Below are 1,045 nucleotides of genomic sequence, written 5' to 3'. Positions count from 1 at the left end.
GAGGAGATCCTTCCTCGGGCGCGGCCCGTTTTTGTCCGCTGCTCTTCGGCCGAGTCGTGTTCCGGCCGCGCCGCCGGCGGTCAGCCGCGGCGGAGGGCCTCGGTGAGCCGGTTGGCGGCTTCGATGATGGCCTGGGCGTGCAGGCGACCCGGGTGGCGGGTGAGCCGCTCGATGGGGCCGGAGACGGAGACGGCGGCCACCACGCGGTTGGACGGTCCGCGGACGGGGGCGGAGACGGACGCGACGCCCGGCTCGCGCTCCCCGATGGACTGGGCCCAGCCGCGGCGGCGGACGCCGCTGAGCGCGGTGGCGGTGAAGCGGGCGCCCTGGAGGCCTCGGTGGAGGCGCTCGGGTTCTTCCCAGGCGAGGAGGACCTGGGCGGCGGAGCCGGCCTTCATCGGCAGGGTGCTGCCGACGGGGACGGTGTCGCGCAGACCGGAGAGTCGTTCGGCGGCGGCGACGCAGATGCGCATTTCGCCCTGGCGGCGGTAGAGCTGCGCGCTTTCTCCGGTGACGTCGCGCAGATGGGTGAGGACGGGGCCCGCGGTGGCGAGCAGTCGGTCCTCGCCGGCGGCGGCGGAGAGTTCGGACAGGCGGGGGCCGAGGATGAAGCGGCCCTGCATGTCGCGGGTGACCAGGCGGTGGTGTTCGAGTGCGACGGCGAGTCTGTGGGCGGTGGGGCGCGCCAGACCGGTGGCGGCGACCAGCCCCGCCAGTGTGGCGGGGCCCGACTCCAGTGCGCTGAGCACCAGAGCGGCCTTGTCGAGAACGCCGACGCCGCTAGTGTTGTCCATAGCATGATATTGCAGTCTCAGGTAGCGAGACGCAAGTCTGTTTCGGTGGCCGCCATCTTCTCAGATGCCCGCAAAGCACCACTTCCGGGACTCGGCGTCTCGGATGGCGGACGCGCCGGTGCGGGCGGGGCCGGCGCCCGCACCGGAGGCGGAGAATGGCCGGAGAAACGCAAAAAGCCCCTGCCGTGTCTCTTTCGAAACACGGCAGGGGCCGTAAGAAGAATTCGGCGGCGTCCTACTCTCCCACAGGG

Annotated in this window: 1 protein-coding gene; it reads right to left on the bottom strand. The window is 72.0% G+C overall.

Annotation, left to right across the window (positions count from 1 at the left end; genetic code table 11):
* Positions 1-80: 80 nt before the first annotated feature.
* Positions 81-794 (bottom strand): IclR family transcriptional regulator, encoded by a 714-nt coding sequence (locus ACFU6K_RS39610; RefSeq protein WP_355266387.1) that lies wholly within the window; start codon positions 792-794, stop codon positions 81-83.
* Between the last annotated feature and the right edge of the window lie 251 nt (positions 795-1,045).

It is taken from the genome of Kitasatospora sp. NPDC057512, assembly GCF_042802135.1.
GTDB lineage: Bacteria > Actinomycetota > Actinomycetes > Streptomycetales > Streptomycetaceae > Kitasatospora.
This window is presented reverse-complemented; position numbering and strand designations above follow the sequence as displayed.